The following is a 23,684-nucleotide window of genomic DNA, read 5'->3' on the forward strand; positions in this document are numbered from 1 at the left end:
GTAGATTCCAATTGATAATGATTATCATTATTGATTGGTATTTTACTTTTTAAGCATTTGCTAAAGCCATGTACCGCCTCTGTTTGCCAAGGGGATTGCATTTGGCTGCTATACATTGGATTCTTTGATTTGGAAAGGGAGTGTCAAGGTGGACTTTTTGGAATGTAAAGGGAAGGTTGCGCTTGTAACGGGAGGTGCTCAAGGTATTGGAGGTGCCGTGGTTCAGGCTTTAGCCAAGCTTGGACTCATTGTGGCGGCCATTGATTATAATGCCGAAAAGCTTAATAAATACGTAAGTGAATTGAAGTCTCAAGGCTTGGAGGTATATGCCTTTCCAGCGGATGTGAGCGACAGTCATGCAATCGATGGCATTGTTGATGGAATTGAGAATGATATTGGTCCAATAGAGACATTGGTCAATGTTGCCGGAGTGTTGCGCACTGGAATGATCGAGTCATTCAGTGACCAAGATTGGGCTAAGACTTTCGCAGTCAACGCCACTGGTGTGTTTAATGTATCTCGTTCAGTGAGCAAATACATGGTGACAAGAAAAAGAGGGGCGATTGTCACGGTTGGATCGAACGCCGCAAGTGTCCCCCGAATCTCATTGGCTGCCTATGCGGCATCGAAGGCAGCTGCCGTCATGTTTACGAAGTGTTTAGGGTTGGAGCTGGCCCAATATAATATCCGCTGCAATATCGTTTCCCCCGGATCTACGGACACGGAGATGCAATGGTCCCTGTGGAACGACGAGAATGGTGCCGAAGCTGTCATAAATGGTATGCCTGAAGCATTCAAGGTGGGAATCCCACTGAAAAAAATAGCCTTGCCTACTGATATAGTGGACGCTATCTTATTTTTCATATCCAATCAATCGAATCACATTACAATGAGTAATTTATGTGTGGATGGTGGCGCCACTTTAGGTGCATAACACGACCACGCCCAGGAGTCTGAATATTAAGTGGATTTGGAGGGGTTTTAATATGATGAAGTATAAAGGCGTTACTGCCGTATTGGAAAAACAGCTGTTGGACGAGTATGAGGTTGGTGACTTTTTCCTTGCATCGCCATACCGGACACTATTGGGGAAAGGTTCTTTCATAACAGTTCCAAGAGATGAAGAGAATGCCAATCAAATGGAAAGTCTCGCCGCAAGGGTGGCTGCTGCATTAAAAAAGGCAAAAGAGCAAGGGCATGCCAATCCAGTGGTAACCGGTGCCGTACCATTCGATCATCAAAAGGACGCTCAACTTATTGTACCTGAAAACATAAGTTCCTCAGTCCCTTTGCAAGATAATCACACCAGCCTTTCAATGGAAACCAAGAAGCCAACTTATCAAATGGAATCGGTACCCGAACCTTCCCTGTATAAGGAGGGAGTGGAACGGGGCCTTACGTATATAAAAAGCGGCCATCTTGACAAAATCGTCCTATCAAGAACGTTGCATCTTACTTCATCAGAAACAGTGAATATCAATCCGTTACTACATAATCTAGCTCAGCATAACAAGAATGGTTATACCTTTGCCGTGGATTTACCTCAAAGCGTAAAGAGAAAAGGTGATGCCCCCTGCTCGAAAACGCTGATTGGGGCTAGCCCAGAATTGCTTGTTTCAAGATCGGGATTACAGGTTTTAGCAAATCCTCTGGCAGGGTCCAGGCCAAGGAGTGATGACCCTGTCGAGGATAAGCGGCGAGCGGACGAGTTACTTTCATCCTCTAAGGATCTACATGAACATGCAGTTGTTGTCCATGCCGTTGCTGATGCACTGAGACCATTTTTCAAAACGATGGATGTGCCGGAAAAACCAACAGTGATACATACCGAAACCATGTGGCATCTGTCGACGGAAGTAAAAGGTGAGCTCAATGATCCCGCAACTTCGTCATTGGAGTTAGCGATTGCACTTCACCCGACACCTGCTGTATGTGGATCACCGACTGACCTTGCACGAGAAGCCATCCAGGAAATCGAACCATTTGATCGTGGATTTTTTACAGGAATGGTTGGTTGGTGCGATGCAGAAGGAGATGGGGAATGGGTCGTTACCATCCGGTGCGCGGAGGTAGAGAGACAGGTTCTTCGATTATTCGCTGGGGCTGGGGTGGTTGCAGAATCCAAACCAGAAGAAGAGCTTGCGGAAACATCAGCTAAATTTCAAACGATGCTGCGTGCAATGGGAATAGATGCAAAGTCGCTAAATTAAAGTGTTTGGAGGGATAAAGGATGTTAAAAGGGTGTACTTCATGGCCTAAGGAATTTGCGGATTTATATCGAAAGGAGGGGTGCTGGAAAGGGGAAACCTTCGGGGGAATGTTACGTGATCGTGCCAAGGAGCATGGTGAGCGCATCGCCATTACAAGCGGGGAAAGAAACATGAGCTATGCGGAATTGGACAATAGTGCAGATCGGCTGGCATCTGGATTTCAGGAATTGGGAATAAAGAAAAGTGATCGAGTGGTGGTCCAACTGCCCAATGTAATCGAATTCTTTGAGGTTTGTTTTGCACTATTTAGATTAGGAGCATTGCCTGTATTTGCTCTACCCACGCACCGAAGCAGTGAAATTAACTATTTTTGCGAGTTTGCTGAGGCAGTTGCTTACATCATCCCGGATAAGCACGCCGGGTTTGATTATCGTGATCTTGCAAGAGGTGCAAAAAGCAAGAATGCTACCTTGTTAAACGTGATTGTCATGGGTGAAGAAGAAGAATTCGTGAATTTGGCGGATTTATATATCAACCCAAATAAGAATGAAACAAAAGTGGATTCATGTGAAATTGCCTTTCTTCAATTATCAGGGGGAAGTACGGGATTATCAAAATTGATCCCAAGAACACATGATGATTATATATACAGTTTGAGGCTTAGCGCTGAAATTTGCCAGGTGGATATGAATAGTGTTTATCTCGCAGTTCTTCCTATTGCCCATAACTATCCACTTAGCTCGCCAGGAATTCTGGGTACGCTTTATGCTGGCGGCAGAGTGGTCCTTTCACCAGGCCCCAGTCCTGATGAGGCATTCCCGCTTATTGAAAAACAAGGTGTAACGATCACCGCTCTTGTACCGCCTCTTGCTTTGAGATGGCTTGATGCAATATCTACCCGTGACCATGATTTATCCAGCCTCCAAGTGATTCAGGTTGGAGGAGCTAAGTTCAGTGCAGAAGCTGCCCGTCGGGTAACTCCCGCCTTCGGCTGCAAGTTACAGCAAGTTTTTGGCATGGCTGAAGGTCTAGTTAACTATACAAGATTAAACGACCCTGACGAAATCATCATCAACACACAAGGCAGGCCGATGTCGGAATTTGATGAAATCCGAATTGTCGATGAGGAAGACCGGGATGTCCAACAGGGGCAAGTGGGACATTTATTAACGAGAGGACCCTATACCATTTGCGGTTATTATAAAGCCGAAGAGCATAATGCGAAGGCATTCACCATAGATGGATTCTATCGAACCGGTGATTTGGTCAGCATGAACGAGTCGGGCTATATAGTTGTGGAAGGCCGTGATAAGGACCAAATCAATCGTGGCGGTGAAAAAATTGCCGCTGAGGAAGTTGAAAATCATCTCCTGGCTCATGATGCAGTACATGATGCAGCCATCGTTTCCATGACGGACGATTATCTAGGGGAGAGATCATGTGCATTTGTGATCCCGCGCAATCATGCACCGACGGCAAAGGAACTTAAACAATTCTTGAAGGAGCGGGGGCTTGCCGTCTTTAAAATTCCTGACCGGGTTGAGTTCATTGATTCCTTCCCAAAAACGCCGCTAGGTAAAGTGAGTAAAAAAGCATTGCGACAAATGATATCAGATAAACTGAACAGTCGAATTACGATGATGTGAATAAAAAAATATAGAAGGAGTGATTTGATGGCTATTCCTGCTATCACACCATATACAATGCCTGTTGAATCGGAGTTACCAAAAAATAAAGTTGCTTGGAAAGCGGATCCAAAGCGTTCAGTGCTTCTCATTCATGATATGCAACAATATTTCCTTAATTACTATACAGCAAGCGAATCACCGATTACTGAATTGGTAGCACATATTCAGTCCATAAAAAGTCGATGTGTGGAACTGGGGATCCCTGTCGTTTATACAGCACAACCTGGTAATCAAAACCCGGAGGATCGTGCACTGCTTACAGATTTTTGGGGTCCAGGACTTGATGATGATATCAATCAAACGAAAGTGGTAGATGAGGTCGCTCCAAGCGAAGATGACATTGTACTGACTAAATGGCGCTATAGTGCATTTAAAAGGACAAACCTTTTAGAAATGATGAAAGAACAAGGGCGTGATCAACTGATCATTTGCGGGGTATATGCCCATATTGGGTGTTTGTTGACGGCAAGTGAAGCCTTCATGCAGGATATAGAACCATTTTTGGTATCTGATGCAGTGGCGGACTTTTCATTGGAAGAACATAAAATGGCGATTAAATATGCAGCTGAACGGTGTGCTGTTACAACATCAACGTCCCGTTTGCTAGAACAATTGAAAGGCGAAGAGCAATCATTCGCTGATCCCGTTGAAGAAAGTGATGGGCACGGTTTGACATTGCAAGGCCTAAGGCACCAAATCGCTGATTTTCTGGGGGAATCTCCATCAGATATTGATGATGACGAGGATCTAGTGGATCTAGGAATGGATTCAATTAGAATGATGAGCCTTGTTGAGATCCTTAGGGGAAAAGGGGCAGAGATTAATTTCATGCAGATGGCTGAAAAACCGACAATCGCTGCCTGGTGGGAACTACTGTCTTCACAAAAGGCGTTAGCGTGACTGAATCCAAATAGAAGGAGGTAAAACGGAGTGATTAATATTCAGGACCAAGATGTGCGCTGGCAATTGTCCGGCGCGCAATCCGGTATCTGGTTTGCTCAGCAACTGGAGCCGGATAATCCGATTTATAACACAGGGGAATACATAGAAATCAATGGACAGATTGATATAGATCATTTTGAAAAGGCGCTGAAACAGGCGGTCATGGAGGCGGAGTTTTTACACGTCCGCTTTGGTGAGGATCATAGTGGACCTTTTCAGGTCAGCGGGAAATCGAGCGAAGTTCCTTTTGAATTCATCGATGTCAGTAGAGAGGAAAACCCACGGGAAAAAGCTATGCAATGGATGAAAAAAGACCTGGCTCAACCGATCGACCTGAAAAATGATCCACTCTTCAATCAAGCCTTGTTCAAAGTGGATTCAGCTCATTTTTTCTGGTATCAGCGCATTCACCATATTGTAATGGATGCTTTTGGATTTTCACTTATTTCGCAACGGGTAGCCAAACTATATACGGCTTTTCAGAAGGGTCAGAATTTGGCGGAAGGTTCCTTCGCTCCTTTACATTTACTTCTTGAGGAAGATAAGGCGTACAGAAAGTCCGAGAAGTTCGAACTGGATCGCCAGTTTTGGCAAGATCGTTTTGCTGATCAGCCAGAGGTCATGAGCCTGGCTGATCGAGCCCCTCGGACTTCTAAAGGGTTCATTAGTCAAACGGGTTATCTATCATCTGCAGCGACAATATCTTTAAAAGCGAATGCACATACATATTCAGGAAGCTGGCATGAAGTGGTGATTGCAGTAACGGCCGTTTACGTAAATCGATTGACAGGCTCAAAAGATGTCATCCTGAGCTTACCGATGATGGGCCGGTTGGGGTCTTCCTCATTGAACATCCCCAGTATGGTCATGAATCTGCTGCCACTCCGGTTGTCTGTACAGCCTGATATGAGTTTTCAAGAGTTAGTGAAGCAAGTGTCGAAGGAAGTCCGTACCATCCGCCGCCATCAAAATTACAGACATGAAGAATTGCGTCGGGACCTTAAACTGCTGGGTGATAACCAGCGATTATTCGGACCTCAAATTAATGTTATGCCGTTTGATTATGGTCTGGACTTTTCAGGAAGTAAAGCGATCACACATAAGCTGGCAACAGGTCCTGTCGATGATTTGTCGATTAACATTTATGACAAGTCTGATGGAAACGGGCTAAGGATTGATTTAGATGCAAACCCAGAGGTATATACTATTGAAGATTTAAGTACTCATCATAAGCGTTTCCTGAGTTTTCTTGAAAAGGTTGCTGCTGCAGAGAATGTCCAATCAATTGGGGAAATTGAACTGCTTTTACCTGAGGAACAGCAGCAAGTCCTGCTTGAATGGAATCGAACGGAAACAGAGCTTCCAACTGGACTTTTACCTGGATTGTTCGAGGACCAAGTGTTAAAAACCCCGGATTGGACAGCCGTAATCGATGAAAACAAGGTTCTTACATATAAGGATTTAAACAGGAGGGTCAATCAACTGTCACATTTCCTTTTGGAGAAGGGGATGGGACCTGAGAAATTTGCGGCTATAGCTTTGAACCGTTCGGTGGATATCGTCATTTCCATGTTGGCTGTGTTAAAAACCGGAGCGGCCTATTTACCTATCGATCCTGATTATCCATCAGATCGAATCGAATTCATGCTTGAGGATGCCAGGCCAGAAGCAATCATAACTAGTAAAGGGATTGCATCCAAACTAACTGATGCCAAAGGAACGGAGCGCATCGTGTTGGATGAGGAAGAGACCATTATTGCGCTGGGGAATCAGCCGGATATAAATGTGGAGGATGAACAAAGGAATGGAACGATGTCCCCGCTTAACCCGGCTTATATGATTTACACTTCGGGTTCTACAGGGAAGCCAAAAGGTGTCGTCATTCAATCGGCAAGCCTTATCAATTTCCTTTATTCGATGCAAAACGAATTTTCATTGGATCATCGCGATCGGCTCCTTGCGGTTACAACCATTGCCTTTGATATATCCGGTTTGGAAATTTTCCTGCCGCTTTTGAACGGGGCAAGCTGTGTCATAGCTGCTAAGGAAACGATTCAGGACCCTAGAACTTTGTCCGAGATGATCGTTCAACATGAGATAAGCATCATGCAGGCCACACCAACGCTTTGGCATTCACTCGTGGCGAATTATCCTGATGTGATAAAGAATTTCAAAGTGCTAGTAGGAGGAGAAGCACTTTCGATCAGCCTGACAAACGCTTTACATGAATTAGGATGTGAAGTGACGAATCTGTACGGGCCGACGGAGACGACAATATGGTCTTCATCCATTACCCTTGATCCGGACGAGAGCGGTATGCCCTCGATCGGCAAGCCCCTTTGGAATACACAGGTATATGTGCTGGATGCAGCTTTGAAGCCCGTTCCTAAAGGGACTGTAGGGGAGTTATACATTGCAGGCTTAGGGCTTGCACGTGGGTATTTAGGCCGCCCGAATTTAACGGCTGAGCGGTTTGTCGCCAATCCTTATGGATCAAAGGGTAGCCGTATGTATCGAACGGGCGATCTAGTTCGTTGGCGAGAGGATGGCTCATTGGATTATATCAGCCGGGCCGATCATCAAATCAAAATTCGGGGTTATCGTATTGAATTGGGGGAAATTGAAGCGAAACTTACCCAGCATCCTGCCGTTAACCAGGCTTCAGTCATTGTTCGTGAAGATCAGCCTGGAGATAAACGTATCGTGGCCTATATCGTCCCTTCTTTGGAAGCGGCACCGGAATCGGTTGAACTTCGGGAATTTGTAGGAAGCGGCCTGCCGGAATACATGGTGCCGTCCGCAATCATAAACATGGATGAGTTGCCATTGACCCCGAATGGGAAGCTTAACCGGAAAGAATTGCCTGTGCCTGATCTCACTGCACTTGTATCAGATCAGGCTCCTGGAACACCGCAGGAGGAAATATTGTGCGATCTTTTTGCCGAGGTTCTTGGTCTTTCCCGGGTCGGTATCGATGATAGCTTCTTTAATTTAGGCGGGCACTCCCTTCTTGCTTCAACACTGATGGCCCGAATCAGAGATACTTTCGGAGTGGAAATAGGCATTGGTAAACTCTTTGAGACACCAACAGTTTCGGGACTTGTAAAACAGCTTTCCAATGGAAAAAGTGCAAGGTTACCTGTAAAGAAAGCCGATAGGCCGGAAACAGTGCCCCTTTCTTTCGCACAAAGGCGATTATGGTTCCTTCACCGTCTTGAAGGGCCAAGTCCAACGTACAATATTCCACTGGTTGTTGAATTGTCCGGTGAAATAGATACTAGGTCACTAGAGGCTGCGATCAATGATGTAGCCGAGCGTCATGAAACCTTGCGTACGCTTTTCCCAGTTACCTCGGGTACAGCTCATCAATATGTGTTGGATTCATCCGAAGCACAAGTGGAATTGTTGGTATCGCACATCAAAGAGTCCGAACTTGAAGCTGAAATCGCTACAGCTGCGCGATATAGCTTCAATCTTGCAAAAGAGCCGGCCATATGTGCCCAGCTTTTCACAATGGCCCCGGACAAGCATGTATTGGTTTTATTATTGCATCATATTTCAGGAGATGGATGGTCCCTGACACCGCTTACCCGCGATTTAACGGCAGCTTATGTTGCGCGAAGTAAAGGTGAAGAACCTAACCTGCCCCCGTTGCCAGTACAGTATGCCGATTATGCGCTTTGGCAGGAAAGCCTTTTAGGGAGTGAGGGTGATGAATCCAGTTTAGCCATTGAACAAATGGAATACTGGAAAGAAACATTGGCTAATCTGCCAGATCAATTGGAATTGCCCACTGATTATCCGCGTCCCCTTGAAGCTAGTTATAGAGGTGAAACCGTAGACTTTTCTATCAATCCTGAAACGCATCGTCGTTTACTGGATTTGGCCCGTGATAACGGCGTCAGCTTATTCATGGTCTTGCAATCTGGACTGTCGGCGCTCCTAACTCGCCTTGGGGCAGGTAACGATATCCCTATCGGAAGTCCGATAGCAGGTCGAAGTGACGATGCCTTAAGCGATCTTGTAGGGATGTTCATCAACACATTGGTGTTACGGACGGATACTTCCGGCGACCCTACTTTCCGTGAACTTCTTGACAGGGTGCGAAGGGTTAATTTAAATGCCTATGAGCATCAAGACTTGCCTTTTGAGCGTTTAGTGGAAGTGATGAACCCAGTCCGTTCTCGATCTAGGCATCCATTATTCCAGATCATGCTGGCGCTGCAGAATATGCCTGATCCGAAATTGGAGCTTCCGGGGATTCAATCCAACCTGAAGTTATATGGCGTAGGCGCATCAAAGTTCGATATGACGATCGAATTACGTGAAGAGCATGCTGAAAATGGCAGTCCAGATGGGATAAATGGCTTCCTTGAATATAGTACAGATCTATTTAAGCGTGAGACCGCCAAGATGCTAATAAATCGATTAATAAGATTGTTGGAAGGTGCCATTTCGGAACCGGACCGGCAAATTGGACTTTTGGAAATAATGTCACCTGAAGAGCGCCAGGAAATCCTTGTGGATTGGAATGGAAGTTCCGAAGAAATACCGCATAAGTGCTTACCAGCATTACTGGAAGAACGGGTAAGCCAGTATCCCCACAATATTGCATTGGTATATGAGGACACCTCATTGACTTATGAGGAGTTAAACAAAAAAGCGAATCAGCTAGCCCATCTCTTGATTGCTAAAGGTGTAGGGCCAGAGCAATTCGTTGCCTTGGCCATGCCTAGATCATTGGAAATGGTTGTAGGATTGCTGGCTGTACTCAAGGCAGGAGCGGCATATTTGCCTTTAGATCCTGAATATCCAAATGATCGGTTAACGTTCATGCTGTCTGATGCTCAGCCTGCTTGTGTTCTAACGAGTTCAGGTGTAGCTTCCAAGCTTCCTGAAATGCATGATATCAGGCAAATCATATTGGATGAAGCCAGTACCATAGAAGAACTGGCAGATCACTCAATCTTCAATCCAACCGATCGTGATCGCATTCATCCGTTATCACCTTTAAATTCGGCATATATCATATATACTTCAGGGTCCACCGGTTTACCAAAAGGAGTCGTGGTTCCGCACCAGAATGTAATCAGGCTGTTTGGATCGACGGAACATTGGTACCATTTCAATTCCGAAGATGTGTGGACGATGTTCCACTCTTATGCCTTTGACTTTTCGGTTTGGGAGATTTGGGGAGCTTTACTTCATGGAGGCAAGCTTGTGGTCGTTCCTCATTCCATCAGCCGGTCACCGGAAGAATTTTTACAACTGCTTGTTAAAGAAGGAGTAACGGTACTGAACCAGACCCCATCAGCATTTTATCAATTGATGCAGGCTGATCGGAAAATGCCGGCACTAGGGCAGGATATTAAATTACGCTTCGTGATTTATGGCGGGGAGGCACTTGAACTGAGCCGTTTGGAGGATTGGTACAGCCGCCATCCGGAAAATGCGCCATATCTCATCAACATGTATGGAATAACGGAAACTACCGTACATGTCAGCTATCTTGAGCTTAATCGGGATATAACATCCATAAAAGCTAATAGCCTGATTGGCTGTGCCATACCCGATCTGGGGGTGTATGTGTTAGATGCAAGCTTACAGCCAGTTCCGCCAGGGGTAGTTGGGGAACTTTATGTTTCCGGACCTGGTCTGGCCCGTGGTTATTTAGGGCGGCCAGGTTTGACGGCTGACCGTTTTGTCGCCAATCCATTCAGTTCAACAGGCAGCAGGATGTACCGCACTGGCGACTTGGCCCGCTGGCTTGTAGATGGATCTTTGGATTATATAGGCCGGGCCGATCATCAGATTAAAATTCGTGGATTCCGTATTGAATTGGGGGAAATCGAGGCATTGGTTGCTCAGCATTCCCATATTGAACAAGTTGCGGTAGTCGTTCGTGAAGACAATCCGGGTGATAAGCGTCTGGTCGCATATGTCGTATCTGCGTCAAATGTCACCTTCGATCCGGCGAATGTACGTCAATTTGTTGCAAGCAGCCTTCCGGATTACATGGTGCCATCAGCTTTCGTTGAAATGGGCGAATTGCCTTTGACACCGAATGGTAAGCTGGATCGCAAGGCATTGCCGGCGCCGGAATTCGGTACTGATCAGTCAGGGCGCGGACCGAGAACGCCGCAGGAAGAGATTCTGTGCGACCTTTTTATGGAGGTTCTCGATTTGCCCCATGTCGGAATAGATGACGGTTTTTTTGATCTAGGTGGCCACTCGCTGCTTGCCGTCCATTTGATGAGCAAAATACGTGAAGCACTTGGCGTTGAGTTGAGTATTGGTAACTTATTCGAGGCTCCGTCTGTTGCGGGGCTCGCTGAACGGCTTGAAATGGGCACGAGCAAAAGTGCTTTGGACGTCCTGTTGCCGCTTAGGAAAAATGGGCCGGAACTTCCGCTGTTTTGTGTACATCCGGCTGGAGGGCTGAGCTGGTGCTATGCTGGGTTGATGAATGCACTGGGCCCTGACTATCCAATCTATGGGTTACAAGCACGAGGAATATCACAGCGGGAGCAACTTCCGCAAACGCTGACTGAAATGGCGGAGGACTATATCGATCAGTTACGGACAATCCAGCCAGAAGGACCTTATCATCTATTGGGATGGTCTCTCGGAGGCAATGTCGTTCATGCAATGGCCACTCAATTGCAAAATGAGGGAGAAGATGTACGCCTGGTGGCAATCCTCGATTCATATCCAAGTCATTTCTTGCCAATGAAAGAGGCTCCGGATGATGAGGAGGCTTTGATCGCCTTGCTGGCATTGGGAGGTTATGATCCTGATAGTTTAGGAGACCAGCCATTGGATAATGCCAGTGCCATAGAAATTCTCCGTCGAGATGGCAGTGCATTGGCTAGCTTAGAAGAAGAAACGATCCTGAACCTTAAAGAGACATATGTAAATTCAGTCCGAATCATGGGTGAGTATCAACCTGAAACCTTTAAGGGGAATGTGCTGTTCTTCAGATCGACGATCATTCCGGATTGGTTTGATCCCATTTATCCAGATTCATGGAATCCATATATCCATGGAATGATTGAACAGCATAATATTGAATGCCGCCATAAGGATATGTGCCAGCCGGGACCGCTCGCTGAAATTGGCCAGGTGATCGCTGACAAACTATCCACCATGAAGAAGTTGGCGAAAAATAGTGAAGGAGGAAATATCCGATGACCAACCCTTTCGAAAATGAAAATGGCATCTACCATGTATTGATAAATAAAGAAGGTCAACATTCCCTTTGGCCCGCCTTTTTGGTTATTCCAGAAGGCTGGTCCGTCATATATCGGGAGGAAAGCCGGCAGGATTGCCTGGAATACATCAACAAAAACTGGACGGATTTGCTGCCCAATAGTTTAAAACTAGTTGCCAGCAGTGATGGAACAAAGTGAAATCCAGGATACAGCTAGACCCTAAAATAGTGGTTTGCATCGTTTATGTCATAGCGATGTTCATGGTTTCGATGGACGGGACGATTGTCAATGTGATCCTCCCGACAATCAGTAATGAATTTAATCTTGATCCTTCGTCGACCAGTGGCATTAATATTGGATATTTAGTTAGCCTGGCTGTCTTCCTTCCGGTAGCGGGTTGGCTTGGGGATCGTTTTGGGACCAAGAAAATCTTCTTGATTGCATTGGGTGTCTTTACGGCTGCCTCCTTTTTATGCGGATTTGCCAATAATCTGCAAACCTTGAACTTGTTCAGGGTTTTGCAGGGGGCTGGAGGCGGGATCCTGACACCGGTGGGAATGGCGATTTTATTTAGAACGTTCTCTCCGGAAGAACGGCCAAAGGTTTCCCGTTCCCTTGTGCTGCCCATTGCATTCGCACCAGCCGTTGTTCCGATCGTTGGCGGGTTCTTCACGGAGCAGCTGTCTTGGCGTTGGGCATTTTATATAATTGTTCCTTTTGGGATTATGGTCCTGTTAATCGGTGTACTGTTTTTAAAAGAACATAAAGAGCCTACGGCTGGCAGGTTGGACCTTCCAGGATTCCTGCTGTCAGCTTCAGGCTTTTCCATGATGATGTATGCAATGAACATAGGTCCATCCAAAGGATGGGACTCCCCCGTTATCATGTATACAGGAATTATCGGTACAGTTCTTGTTCTCTCATTTATACTACTGGAACTGCGAGTGGGCCAGCCGATGCTTGATTTGCGTTTATTATCCGATCGATTGTTTCGGACATTGGGCATCATTTCATTATTTTCAATGGCTGGCTTATTGGGGATGCTCTTTGTGTTTCCGTTAATGTATCAAAGTGCGCTTCATGCTTCAGCTTTTGAAAGCGGTCTGACCACATTCCCGGAAGCCATAGGTTTGATGGTGGCATCCCGGATGATGCCCTTGACTACAAAAAAACTGGGCATACATCAGGTGATCCGAATGGGGCTGCTTAGCACAATCATCATTTATACCTTGATTAGCCTCGTAGGGCCGACAGCCAACCCGTGGTTCCTTCGGGCCCTATTATTTAGCGTCGGTGTGTGCTTGGGACATACAGTTGTGGCCATACAGTACTCCACTTTCACTAATATCAACTCGGCTTCGATGGGGATGGCTGCCACATTGTTCAATGTTCAAAACCGGATTGGCTCTGCGATGGGCGTAGCCATCCTTGCCAGCATCCTAGGGGCAGTGGGCACTGGTAAGATGGGAACGGATGGAAATCAGCTTGTTAATTTATCAGCCTATCAATTCGCTCTTCTTGGTTCTGCCGTTTTGCTCGTCATAGCCCTACTATTTGCGATGCGCTTGAGGAACGATGATTTTAAGGCCATCATACCTAAACAGGACAGGGCTAATTCCCTTGATGTAAAACCGGTCAAAAGCGGGTAAGTTACTTATTCGGTTAATTTTTGAGGGAGGTCACTGTGGTTTTTACCAGTGGCCTCCCTTCATTTGCTGCAGTAAGGGAAGGGGCAGGAGAAATGGTTGAATTATATATATGTAAATTGCCTATAAGGAAAGAGGAGTCCGACTTAAATAAACTGCTTGTCCATGTTTCAACCGAAAGGCAAAATCGGGTTAAAAGGTTCGTCAAGCTGGATGATGCGTATCGCTCCCTTATAGGGGATTTGTTGGTACGGTTTGTTCTTAAAGAACGGTACGGTTCGGTTAAGGAAGAACTGGGTTGGATGACAAATTCATTTGGGAAGCCTTTTTTATCCAATTATCCATCGTTCCATTATAATATTTCCCATTCTGGTGAGTTTGTGGTTTGTGCCGTGCATGATGAAGAAGTGGGGGTGGATATAGAGAAAATAGGGACGTTTGAGTTACAGCTGGCCAAGGGTTTCTTTACGGAAGAAGAGTATAAGCAAGTATTGAAAGCAGAGGACGGACTTTCTTCCTTTTATGATATATGGACTTTGAAGGAAAGCTATATCAAAGCAAAAGGTAAGGGCTTATCCATACCTTTGCACAGCTTCAATGTGAGAAGGCATGGCATGGAAGACATTCAGTTAACTGATGTACATAGCGATATGCCAATAACGGACTTCACCTGTAGGCAGTACGAGGTAGACTGCGAATATCGGCTTGCCGTTTGTGCATATAAGGTGAGTGCCGAAAGTTTTAAGGATCACCACAGATCAGTCACTTTTCATCAAATATGTGAGGGTCTGAAATATCACCCTTGAATGAGTGAACGAGGATTATAGGTGTTTCAAATGAAAATACGGTAGTATTCCACTGGCTTTCTGAGGCTTGGTATGGCAGTGGAAACTATCGAATACGGAGGTTTGGAATTTGAGGAATATTAATATAGCGCACGTTATCGAAGGTAGTAAATTTAACTCATTTCATCTTTCCGTTTTACTATGGTGCATATTTCTTATTCTTTTTGATGGCTTTGATCTAGTAGTTTATGGAGCGGTCATACCGAGTTTAGTTGAAGAATGGGGCACAGCGCCAAGCGTTTTGGGCCTGATTGGAAGTTTAACTTTGGTAGGTGGCCTGATAGGTTCACTATTTTGCGGGGTTTTGGCAGATAAAGTGGGCAGGAAGAAAATGATCATTTCTTGTGTCGCACTTTTTGGCACATTTACGTTATTGACAGGTTTTGCTCGAGGGCCGGTTGATTTTGCCCTTTACCGGTTTACAGCTGGGTTGGGCCTTGGGGGGATTCCTCCATTGTTGGTCGTTCTTACTTCGGAATATTCACCTAAGTCGATTAAAAATATAATGGTGGGCGTCATGTTTAGCGGTTATTCGATCGGAGGCATTTTGGTGTCGCTATTAGGAATGAAAGTGATTCCGGATCTAGGTTGGCAGTGGATGTTTTTCATAGGTGCCATTCCGCTAGTATCGATACCTTTTTTAATTAAATACTTACCGGATTCCCTTTATTACTATGTTGAAAATGGAGAATATAAAAAAGCCAAAGCGATAGTGAAGCGCTTGGACCCTTCCTATGTCCCTCATGAACATGATAGATTCAAAAATGATTTAAAATCAGTGACGGGCGTCCCTGTAGTCAAGCTATTTGAAAACCGGCGAGGAAGAACTACCATCATGTTCTGGATTGCCTGTTTCATGGGATTATTAATGGTCTATGGATTGGGAACCTGGTTGCCACAATTGATGGTTGAAGCAGGTTATCCACTAAAGTCCAGTTTGATATTCCTTTTTTCCTTGAATATCGGGGCGATAATTGGATCGATATGTGGAGGATGGTTAGCGGATCGGATTGGGTCGAAAAGAGTTCTCATCAGTTTATTTACGTTTGGCGCCATTTGTTTAATTTTACTTGGTTTTAAACCGGGAACAATCGTTTTGTATTTCTTGGTTGCGGTAGCAGGGGCGTCATCCATAGGATCGCAAAATTTAAACAATGCATATATTTCAACTTTCTATCCAACTTATATTAAATCCACCGCACTTGGCTGGGCACTTGGAATCGGCAGGTTCGGTGCCATTCTTGGACCTTCGATTGGCGGAGTATTAATAGAGTTAAAGTTGCCCATGTATATGAATTTCATCAGTTTTGCACTTCCAGCCCTAATTGCAGCAGCGGCAATAAGTTTCATTCAGGATAAATACAACAGTTCCAAGAGCTCGTTTAATGGGGAGTTCCAGCAACGATGCGAAAAGATAGATTGATAGAAGGCTAATGTTCGTTAGCATGATTTGGAGGATATATAATGGCCAATTTCGTTTGCCAGATATGTGGTCGTGGCTTTAAAAGTTATAACGAAAATGCTAAATACTGTTCCCAGACCTGTAAAGGGACAGCCTACATAAAATATGAATCAAAGAAATGCAGTCAATGCGGGAAGAAGTACAAACCAAGAAAGGCAAATAGCAAATATTGTTCTTTGGATTGCAGCAGCAAGGGCAGGAAAAACCGTAAAGGATCTGGTTAAATTCCCAGCATTCATTTCTGCTTTGCGGATTGCTTCCATATATGGTCAAAAAAAAGAGCCAGTTTTATCGCAAACAGGCTCTAAATATTAGGTCTTAAGACTCAGCGAAAAAGAGTATTATGCATTCGAGCATATCCTGGTTATTTCTGCTGCATCAACGATACGCTGAACTTCAGATCCCTCAAGTGTCTCTTTTTTCAATAACTCTTCAACAAGCTCTTCATACTGTATGCGATTCGAGTCAATCAACATTTCCGTTTCAGAAATCGCTTTCGTGAATAATTCCTGCATCTTTTGCTCCTTCTCGCCTTTATTAAAGGTGAGGGTAAATCCATCTTGAAGCATTCCGGTATCGACCATTTGTTCAAGCAGGTGCTTCGCCTGTTGCACATCTCCGCCTACACCGATGCTATGTTCTCCTAAATACATTCTTTCCGCCACGCCACCTGCTAAGATCATTTTGACTTGATCAAGCAATTCACTGGCTGTTGCCAGATGGAGTTCTTTTGGTATTGGCGCTACATATCCAAGGGCTTCCCCACGCGGAATGATGGTCGCCTTTCTAACGGAACCGGGCTTTGTCAAAGCAGCAATAAGGGCATGTCCACTTTCATGAATGGCCACACGCCGCTTCGTATCCGCATCATTCAAGGTACGTGATGTCGCTCCAAGTATCGTACGGTCAATGGCGTAATCAAGATCCTGCTTACGAATCATATCCTGTTCATTCCTCAGGGCATGTCGTGAGGCAGTATCGAACAGGGAGCTTAAGTCAGCGCCGGAGAAACCGGAAGTACTTTCAGCCAACTCATCCAGGGAAGCCAGGACATCTGTCGCTAGACGCTTTCCCTTCGTATGGATATCGATGATTTCCTTTCTTCCTTGTGTATCTGGAAGTGGAACTTGGAAAGAAAAATCGATTCTGCCCGGACGTAGAAATGCCTCATCGAGCATATCTTTCCGGTTTGTTGCTGCAATGAATAGGATGCCTTCATTTGGATGGCCTCCATCCAATTGCACAAGCAGTTCAGTTAACGTTTTTTCGCCTTCTTCCCCGCCATGGGCTTTCCTTTTACCAGCCAACGCGTCCACTTCATCAATGAAAATGACAGCTGGCGATTGCTTACGTGCATTTTGGAAAAGGCTGCGGACACGGGCTGCACCGACTCCAACAAACATTTCGTTGAAGGCTGAACCGCTCGTTGAGAAGAAGTTTGCACCAAGCTCTTTTGCAATTGCCTGTGCAAGCAGCGTTTTCCCTGTTCCAGGGGGGCCATATAATAAAATGCCTTGAGGCGGCTTAATTCCAATTTTAGCTGAACGTTCAGGTTCCTTTAATGTAGTGAGTGTCTGTAGGATTTCCTGCTTGATTTCGGATTGTAAACCGCCTACATCATCCAAAGTTATCTCTGGCAGGGGCTTTGGGGTGGAAAGGCTTTGTTTTTTACTGCCTATCCGCAATCCGTTCTTTGATCTTTTCTGTATAATGACACCGGTTGTGACGAGAGCCGCCATTAAACCGCTTAAAATCCATAATGCTGATTTATTAGTTGATGAAAAAGAATATTGAACGTTATAAGTTTCGACAAGTTTATTGATCATTTGACTGTTGGGAGGAATATTGGAAACATATTCTCCATCTGGCGTGGAGATGTGAAGAGTGCCATTTCTTTTTTCTTCAATGGTGACAAGGGCTCCATTTTGGGCTTTAATCGTCTTTTCCACCGAAGAAAAGGGAATGACCATATCCTTTGACTGAGTAACAACATACCAACTGATTCCAGCAATTATCACAATGAGAGCCGTCAGGAACGGCAGCAATTTCGAAACTAATTTAGAGTTCGAGTTCAATTTTTCATCTCCTTTAAGAATATATATTCAGTATAAAATTTTTAAACATGTAATCTATAGGTCTTTATGCCTTAAATTAAAGGTAAATAATGTTAAAGTCAAGAAATAATATTTATTACGAAAGTTTAAAGGGTCCGGAATTTAGAAATATTTAATCTAACCGGCATATTAGACTTTTTAAAAGCGAAATGCTAAAGTGAAATGGTCTAAGTCATGAAAAAATAAAATGGTAGAAGAGTGTGAAGTTCTATGAGTAAATTTATAAAAGACTATATGATTACGATGAAGGATATCGTTAGAGAAGGTGATCCCATTCTGCGTCAGGTAACGGATGAAGTTAGCCTGCCGATTTCGGATGAAGATCGTGAAACGTTGGAATGCATGATGCAATACCTGAAAAACAGCCAGGACCCAAAACTCCAAAAGAAGTACAACCTACGTGAAGGAGTAGGTTTGTCTGCAAATCAGATAGGCTTGAATAAACGCATGTTCGTCATGTATTTCCCCGACGAAAAAGGGAAGCTGTTTGAATATGCCCTTGTGAATCCGAAAATCATCAGCCATTCTGCCACAATGATCTATTTACCGCAAAGTGAAGGCTGCCTTTCCGTAGATCGTGATATTAAAGGGTATGTACCACGTTATGAACGGGTTAAAATCAAAGCTTTGGACGGTAATGGTGAGGAAATTGAGATGCGGCTGAAGGGTTTTGCTGCAATCGTGTTTCAACATGAGTTAGATCATTTAAACGGAATGATGTTTTATGACCGGATCAATACCGAAAATCCTTTCAAGCTTCCGGAAAACGTGGAAGTGAAAAGTCTGTAAGGCAAAAAGGCAAAGCGCCATGCTTTGCCTTTTTACCGTTTTATGGCTGAGGAAGCATATCCAGATCACTGAAGGGTCTGTTAGCTTAACTAAGAGCCCTAATATAAGAAATGCCTCTGGTTTAACTTACTCTAAAACATACGTCCTACAACCTTGTAACCTCGGTATGATCTTTCGGTAATCTTCACACTTCCTATATAGAAGGGAAATGAAAATAAAAAAAAGCGCTGCAAATGCAGCACTTTTTTTTATTGCAATGATTCCTTTTTTGAAGGTGTTTCCACTCTTGTTTTTCCCATGAAGAAAACAGTGATTGCTGCAAGACCGATTGGAATGAGGGCCAAGGTGAATATTAATGAAATCGAATCGGACATCGCATGAACAATTTTATCCAGAATAAAGTCCGGAATCTCGGCACGTGCGTCCGATTGGAAGAGCTGTCGTGGGTCCTCCATCAACCCCGCTGTATCCGGACTTCCTTGCATTCCTTTAAACGCATCATTCATTTTACTTGTGAATACATTGTTCTGAATCGCTCCATAAATCGTTACACCGAGTGTCATCCCAAAAGAACGGAGGAATGAGTTTGTTGAGTTGGCCGACCCCCGGAATCTAGGTTCCAAGTTGTGAATGGATGCTATAGGCAAAAGGGAGAAGGAAAAGCCCATGCCAAATCCAGTCAAAATCATGTACAAAGTTAATAAAGTCCTGCTGGTATCAGGGGTGATGGTTCCTAATAGAAGCATTCCTGCAAAATAACAGATGACGGAAACCGTCATTAAGTTGCGAAAACTTGTCTTTGTATTGAATATCCCGCCAACTGCACTGCCGAATACAGAACCAAGCATCATCGGAGTTAGGATCAATCCGGCATTTGTTGCGGAACCACCGTAAACTGCCTGAACGAAAATCGGGATATAGACGGTTAATATAATGAATGTACCGCCATAAAGAATGGCTAAGATCTGAGAAGTAGCAAATAATCGCCTTTTAAACAGCCATAATGAAATGATGGGATCTTTTGCCCTTTTTTCGAAAAAGAAAAATGAAACGAAGAAAACCACAAAACTGGCAAACAGGCCTATGATGGGAGGGGAACTCCAGCCATACTCCCCGCCCAGTTCGAGAGCGAACATTAAGCTGATAACGGCAATGACGAGTGTTGCTGCGCCACCCCAATCAATTTTTTGCTCTTGGGTGTTGGGTGACTCCTTGTAATAATTCCAGATGAAAAATAAAGAAATGATCCCAATCGGAACATTGACGTAGAAAATCCAGTGCCAGCTGGAGTATTCAGTAATATAAGCACCTAAAAGTGGTCCCAATACGCTTGATGCCCCGAATACAGCTCCGAAAAGGCCAGTTAATTTTCCCCTTTTTTCAGGTGGGAAAATATCAAAAATGATCGTAAATGCTATAGGCATCAAAGCGCCTCCGCCTATCCCTTGGATTGCACGGAAAATACTTAATTGCACTATGCTCTGGGCCATGCCGCATAAGGCGGAACCGATTAAAAAGACTATAAGTCCAAAAATAAAAAACCTCTTTCTTCCATACATATCGGAAAGCTTTCCGAATATCGGCATACTTGCCATCGTGGCGACCATATAGGCAGATGTCACCCATACAAACTTATCGAATCCGCCTAAATCAGAAACGATCGTTCCCATTGCAGTCGCAACAATCGTATTATCCATTGCTGACATCAAGATACCCAATAGTAAACCGGCAACAATGAATTTTTGTTTTTTTTGAACGTTCATTTATTTTCCTCCTTCGTATCAACCAGCTCATGAATTTCCTTTACATGGTTGAAGGGTAAACGTTAAGATGAAACAAAACATTTATCTTGAAAATCAAGATAAATTTAAGTGTAAAAGGGGTGGCATTTTATGTCAAGCGATAATAGGCTGAATACAGCTTTGTTAGAGAGTTTAACACACAGATTGCAACGGTATGGAATGAGATCCGTTTTATTTCAACAAAACATGGCCCAGAAAATAGGGGTGTCCCATACGGACCTAAAGAGTGCTGAAATCTTGAATGAAACAGGACCGATTACTGCCGGTGAATTATCCAAAATTACAGGATTGAGCACGGGATCGGTTACGGCACTGATCAATCGCCTTGAGAAATCCGGTTATGTTAAAAGAGAACGAGACCGATTGGACGGAAGACGGGTAATGATTGCACCGATACCCGAAAGGCAGGAACAGATTAAATCGCACTATCAATCGCTCTCTGTGGCCACCAAGGAGTTATGTTCCACTTATAATGAGCAAGAGCTAATATTGATCAATCAATTTGTTGAGGATATCACAAAAATCATGGACAAAGAAAATGACAAGTTAATGAGCGAGCGTGAAAGGTAGCTGAAATGCAGGCTGCCTTTTTTTATTTTTAGCCAGCTTTGAGCTACTTATCCAACGAAGGCAAAGGGTATATAGTTGAATTTTTATATAGAGAATGAACAATGTCACATTTCCATTAAAATATATATTGATAATGATTTTCATTATCTGCTAATATGAATCTACAAATCATTTCAAAGGGAGAATACACACTATGAAAAAAGCAAAGGCGTCATTAGCGGTCTTACTATCAACCAGTCTATTATTTGGCTGTGCGCAGGAAAAGGAAGAAGCCAAGCCGGCAGATGATAAGGCCAAAGAAGCAAGTGCAAGTAAGCTTGATGATGTATCCAGCGAGTACCGGGAATATGCAATTGGTGAAATAGAAGAGTTCGTAAACGCAACGGAAGAATTCACTACGGCCGTATCTGCCGGTGATATTGAAAAAGCGAAGGAATTATACGCACCAGCCCGCATGCATTATGAAAGAGCAGAACCCATCGCTGAAGTTTTTGGCGATCTTGATCCCAAAATCGATGCGCGTGAAGGGGATGTCAAAGATGAAGACTGGGGCGGTTACCATAGGATTGAAATGGGGCTATGGCAAGAAAATACAACGAAAGGCTACGAAAAGTATGCAGATCAATTAATGAGTGATGTCAATTTGCTGCGAGCAAAGGTTGAAACGGTTGAGGTAACACCTGATTTGTTGATCACGGGTGCGGTGGATTTATTGAATGAAGTTTCCACGAGTAAAGTGACAGGTGAAGAAGACCGCTACTCCCATACCGACCTGTATGATTTTGTTGCAAATGTTGAAGGTGCAGAGAAGATCTATGAACTGCTTACTCCAGCGCTAAAAGAAAAGGATGCGAAGCTTGCTGCTGAAATCCAACAACGTTTTGACGATGTATACGGCTTGCTTGAAAAGCATAAAGAAGGGGATGGCTACATCTCATATACAGATTTAAAGGAATCTGAAGTCAAAGAGTTAAGCCAAGCAATTGATGCACTGGCTGAACCACTTTCGCAAATAGGGATTGTAACGGAGGAATCTTAATTGAAAGAACATACGCCGAAAGACGAAACTGGACTTTTTACAAAAAAAGTAAGTCGTCGAAACATGTTGAAAACAGCAGGAGTCGGTGGAATTGGAGTCGTGATAGGGGCATCTGGATTTGGCGGGCTTCTGACACTTTCTGAACAAAAGGCAAAGGGACAAACTAAGGATATCGTTCCTTTTTATGGAGCGCATCAAGCCGGGATCATCACTAAGGCGCAAGATAACCTTTATTTCGCATCGTTGGCAGTAACCACAGATAAAAGGGCCGACCTAATCCAGTTATTTAAGGATTGGACAGAGGCTGCGGCTCAGATGACTGAGGGGAAATTGATTGGTGAAGCATCACCTAATACGAATATGCCTCCAAAGGATACGGGGGAAGCGAAAGAATTATCGCCTTCCAATTTAACGATCACTTTTGGAGTGGGTCCGACCCTGTTTTCGAAGGATGGCAAAGATCGATTTGGTTTGAAATCAAAAAGGCCTGCTGAATTAAAGGACCTGCCCCAATTCCCTTTAGATGCTTTAGAAGAAGAATGGAGCGGTGGCGATATTTGTATTCAAGCATGTGCAGATGACCTTCAAGTGGCTTTCCATGCCGTCCGGAACTTAGTGAGGATCGGCCGAGGGAAAACGATCATCCATTGGGCACAAACAGGCTTTCAACGGACTAAGCAAGCCGATTCACAAAAAACGACACCTCGGAACCTGTTCGGGTTTAAGGATGGGACTGTCAATCCGGATACGAATGATAATAATGAAATGAATGAGCATGTTTGGGTGAAGGGTGAAGACGGTCCTGACTGGCTAGTTGGAGGAAGTTATATGGTGGTGCGCCGGATCCAGATGTACATTGAAGTTTGGGACCGGACAATATTGAAAGAACAAGAAAATACGTTTGGCCGTCATCGTGACAGCGGAGCTCCATTAGGAATGAAGAATGAGTTCGATAACGTGGACCTCGAAGCTAAAGATCCAAATGGAAATCGAATCATTCCGGAAGATTCCCATATGAGTCTCTCCAGGGGGGACGGAAAAGCAAAGATATTGCGGCGTCCATATTCATATGCAGATGGGATGGATCCTAAAACAGGGAGCTTCAATGCAGGCTTGCTATTCATTTGTTTTCAGCGAAACCCAAGTAAACAATTCATACCCATACAAGAGCGACTGGCGAAAAATGATAAGCTCAACGAATATATCGTTCACAGGGGCAGTGCCATGTTCGCTTGTTTACCAGGTGTGAAAAAGGGTGGCTATATTGGGGATTCCCTTTTTGGATAAATATAATTTCAAATGTGGACGTGAAAATCGCCAGCATGGATATTATCCAGTTGGCGATTTTGGTTCATGAATAAGGAGG

The 23,684-nt window shown here is 44.3% G+C and carries 16 protein-coding genes; 14 read left to right on the forward strand and 2 right to left on the reverse strand.

The window, feature by feature from the left end; genetic code table 11:
* Nucleotides 1–148: 148 nt before the first annotated feature.
* The 10 genes from MPH60_RS25865 to MPH60_RS25910 all read left to right on the forward strand — a co-directional run bounded on the left by MPH60_RS25865 (nt 149) and on the right by MPH60_RS25910 (nt 16,319).
* Nucleotides 149–934 carry a 2,3-dihydro-2,3-dihydroxybenzoate dehydrogenase gene (locus MPH60_RS25865; protein ID WP_241594329.1) on the forward strand — a complete coding sequence of 262 codons (786 nt, stop codon included), beginning with the start codon at nt 149–151 and terminating at the stop codon, nt 932–934.
* A 52-nt stretch (nt 935–986) separates the two neighbouring features.
* Nucleotides 987–2,210 carry an isochorismate synthase DhbC gene (gene dhbC, locus MPH60_RS25870; RefSeq protein WP_241594330.1) on the forward strand — a complete coding sequence of 408 codons (1,224 nt, stop codon included), beginning with the start codon at nt 987–989 and terminating at the stop codon, nt 2,208–2,210.
* Between the two features lie 20 nt (nt 2,211–2,230).
* Nucleotides 2,231–3,856: a (2,3-dihydroxybenzoyl)adenylate synthase gene (locus MPH60_RS25875; protein WP_241594331.1), complete on the forward strand. Its 1,626-nt coding sequence runs from the start codon at nt 2,231–2,233 to the stop codon at nt 3,854–3,856.
* A gap of 27 nt (nt 3,857–3,883) precedes the next feature.
* Nucleotides 3,884–4,798: an isochorismatase gene (locus tag MPH60_RS25880; RefSeq protein ID WP_241594332.1), complete on the forward strand. Its 915-nt coding sequence runs from the start codon at nt 3,884–3,886 to the stop codon at nt 4,796–4,798.
* A 30-nt stretch (nt 4,799–4,828) separates the two neighbouring features.
* Complete coding sequence (locus tag MPH60_RS25885; protein ID WP_405390392.1) at nt 4,829–12,031, forward strand: amino acid adenylation domain-containing protein; 7,203 nt, start codon at nt 4,829–4,831, stop codon at nt 12,029–12,031.
* Nucleotides 12,028–12,249, forward strand: coding sequence for an MbtH family protein (locus tag MPH60_RS25890; RefSeq protein ID WP_241594333.1), 222 nt, complete (start codon nt 12,028–12,030; stop codon nt 12,247–12,249). The genes MPH60_RS25885 and MPH60_RS25890 overlap by 4 nt, the downstream gene beginning before the upstream one ends.
* A complete protein-coding gene (locus MPH60_RS25895) occupies nt 12,246–13,700 on the forward strand; it encodes a DHA2 family efflux MFS transporter permease subunit (protein ID WP_336275425.1) in 1,455 nt (484 codons plus the stop codon). The genes MPH60_RS25890 and MPH60_RS25895 overlap by 4 nt, the downstream gene beginning before the upstream one ends.
* Before the next feature lie 35 nt (nt 13,701–13,735).
* Nucleotides 13,736–14,503, forward strand: a complete 768-nt coding sequence (locus MPH60_RS25900; RefSeq protein ID WP_241594334.1) for a 4'-phosphopantetheinyl transferase family protein — start codon at nt 13,736–13,738, stop codon at nt 14,501–14,503.
* A 109-nt stretch (nt 14,504–14,612) separates the two neighbouring features.
* Nucleotides 14,613–15,965: an MFS transporter gene (locus tag MPH60_RS25905; RefSeq protein WP_241594335.1), complete on the forward strand. Its 1,353-nt coding sequence runs from the start codon at nt 14,613–14,615 to the stop codon at nt 15,963–15,965.
* A gap of 144 nt (nt 15,966–16,109) precedes the next feature.
* Nucleotides 16,110–16,319, forward strand: a complete 210-nt coding sequence (locus tag MPH60_RS25910; RefSeq protein ID WP_241594336.1) for a hypothetical protein — start codon at nt 16,110–16,112, stop codon at nt 16,317–16,319.
* A 26-nt stretch (nt 16,320–16,345) separates the two neighbouring features.
* Here the strand turns inward: MPH60_RS25910 and MPH60_RS25915 are convergent, their stop codons facing one another.
* Nucleotides 16,346–18,079: an AAA family ATPase gene (locus tag MPH60_RS25915; protein ID WP_241594337.1), complete on the reverse strand. Its 1,734-nt coding sequence runs from the start codon at nt 18,077–18,079 to the stop codon at nt 16,346–16,348.
* A gap of 249 nt (nt 18,080–18,328) precedes the next feature.
* Between MPH60_RS25915 and def the strand changes: the two genes are divergently transcribed.
* Nucleotides 18,329–18,907, forward strand: a complete 579-nt coding sequence (gene def, locus MPH60_RS25920; RefSeq protein WP_101225705.1) for a peptide deformylase — start codon at nt 18,329–18,331, stop codon at nt 18,905–18,907.
* A gap of 248 nt (nt 18,908–19,155) precedes the next feature.
* Here the strand turns inward: def and MPH60_RS25925 are convergent, their stop codons facing one another.
* On the reverse strand, nt 19,156–20,670 hold the full coding sequence (locus tag MPH60_RS25925; RefSeq protein ID WP_241594338.1) for an MDR family MFS transporter: 1,515 nt from the start codon (nt 20,668–20,670) through the stop codon (nt 19,156–19,158).
* A 129-nt stretch (nt 20,671–20,799) separates the two neighbouring features.
* Between MPH60_RS25925 and MPH60_RS25930 the strand changes: the two genes are divergently transcribed.
* The 3 genes from MPH60_RS25930 (at nt 20,800) to efeB (ending at nt 23,605) form a co-directional block, all read left to right on the forward strand.
* The gene (locus tag MPH60_RS25930; RefSeq protein ID WP_241594339.1) at nt 20,800–21,279 is read left to right on the forward strand and encodes a MarR family transcriptional regulator; all 480 of its coding nucleotides are present in this window, start codon (nt 20,800–20,802) and stop codon (nt 21,277–21,279) included.
* A 193-nt stretch (nt 21,280–21,472) separates the two neighbouring features.
* Nucleotides 21,473–22,318 (forward strand): iron uptake system protein EfeO, encoded by an 846-nt coding sequence (efeO, locus tag MPH60_RS25935; protein WP_241594340.1) that lies wholly within the window; start codon nt 21,473–21,475, stop codon nt 22,316–22,318.
* Entirely contained in the window at nt 22,319–23,605 is a 1,287-nt protein-coding gene (efeB, locus tag MPH60_RS25940; RefSeq protein WP_241594341.1) for an iron uptake transporter deferrochelatase/peroxidase subunit, read from the forward strand.
* Nucleotides 23,606–23,684: the final 79 nt, after the last annotated feature.

The organism is Peribacillus sp. Aquil_B1 (assembly GCF_022603275.1).
GTDB lineage: Bacteria > Bacillota > Bacilli > Bacillales > DSM-1321 > Peribacillus.